Genomic DNA, 1,462 nt, shown 5'->3' with positions numbered 1-1,462 from the left:
TCCAGACCCAGCGCTACACCATCCGCCCCACCGGCCCGGTACCCGACCTGCCCGAAAACCTGGCCGTGCAGGTGGAGCTCGATAAAACCGCCCCGCACCTGGCCCGCACCCTGCCACGCGGCGCGGTGCTGACCGATGAGACGCAGACCGAATTCTGGGTGATGAAGCTGCTGAATGATTCCACGGCCGTGAAAGTCCCCGTAACTGTGGGAGCGCAGGAAAAAGACCACATCGAAATCAAAGCACCGGCTTTCAATCCGAAAGACAAAATCTTGCTCAGCGGCAACTTTGGGCTGGATGATACGGCGGCCGTGAAAGTGACGCGGCCGGTGCCGGCGGAGAAGGAATAAAAAAAGAACGTCATGCAGAGCGCAGCGAAGCATCTCGCTTGTGGTAGTAATTCAATCGGTTGATTTAGTTGATGCACGCGAGATGCTGCGCTGCGCGCTGCATGATGTTCTGAGACAACCAAATACCAATGCCCAACCGCCCGTCTATCTTCCAAACCTACAAGGCGCCCATTGCGGTGCTGCTGGCGCTGGCCCTGGCGCTGGGCACGGTGGCCTACCGGCGCATCAGCGTGGCCCTGTTTCCGGAGGTGACGTTCCCGAAGGTAAAGGTGATTGCCGACAACGGCCTGCAGCCCGTCGACCGCATGATGGTGACCGTGACCAAGCCCATGGAGGACGCCATCAAGCGGGTGCCGGGGCTGAAGCTGCTGCGCAGCACCACCATCGGCCTTCCTGGACTGGAACGTGGACGTGGCCAAGAGCCAGAGCCTCATCGAGTCGCGCCTGAACCAGATTCGGGGCGACCTGCCGCCCACCGTTAACATCTCCGTCGAGCGCATGAACCCGGCCATTCTGCCGGTGATGGGCTACACGCTGGCCGCGCCGGGCCGCTCGGCGCTGGAGCTGCGCAAGCTGGCCCTGTACACCATTAAGCCCTTCCTGTCGCAGGTCGACGGCGTGTCGGCGGTGCAGGTGCAGGGCGGGCGCACGAAGGAGTACGAAGTGGAGCTGCTGCCCGACCAACTGGCCGCCCTTGGCCTGGGCCCCGACGACGTGAGCAAGGCCCTCGCCGCCACCAACTTCGTGCAAAGCAACGGCTACCTGAGCGACTACCGCCGCCTCTACCTGACCGTGACGGACGCCACTATCACCCAGAAGGAGGACCTCGAAAACCTGGTGCTGCGCAACGACGGCCGCCGCATCGTGCGCCTAGCCGACGTGGCCACCGTGCGCTTGGGCGAGCAGCCCGAGTACACCCGCATCAACGCCAATGGGGCCGATGCCGTGCTCATCAGCATCCTGCGCCAGCCCGATGCTAACGTGGTGCAGGTATCGGAAGGGGTGCAGGCTAAAGTGCGAGCCCTGCGCGCCGGCCTGCCGCGCGGCGTGCGCCTGGCCCCGTACTACGACCAGGCCGATTTCGTGGCCGAGGTCGTCCGCTCGGTGCAGGA

2 protein-coding genes and 1 pseudogene are annotated in these 1,462 nt (G+C 64.0%); all 3 read left to right on the top strand.

Features of this window, described 5'->3' with window-relative positions; genetic code table 11:
• Positions 1-350: pseudogene (locus ACYVDE_RS24700) on the top strand (hypothetical protein); the annotation flags it as partial.
• Between the two features lie 128 nt (positions 351-478).
• Positions 479-832, top strand: coding sequence for an efflux RND transporter permease subunit (locus ACYVDE_RS24695; protein ID WP_460504168.1), 354 nt, complete (start codon positions 479-481; stop codon positions 830-832).
• A partial coding sequence (locus ACYVDE_RS24690) for an efflux RND transporter permease subunit (RefSeq protein WP_460504167.1) occupies positions 756-1,462 on the top strand: 707 nt, incomplete at its 3' end. The genes ACYVDE_RS24695 and ACYVDE_RS24690, both read left to right, overlap by 77 nt.

This window comes from Hymenobacter agri (assembly GCF_054778495.1).
Note: the sequence above shows the minus strand (reverse complement) of the source record. Positions and strands in the feature narration are given on the sequence as shown.

What these genes read in the sequence shown, in the direction of transcription:
- ACYVDE_RS24695 (WP_460504168.1), top strand. Translation starts at nt 479, where the DNA reads ATGCCCAACCGCCCGTCTATCTTCCAAACCTACAAGGCGCCCATTGCG.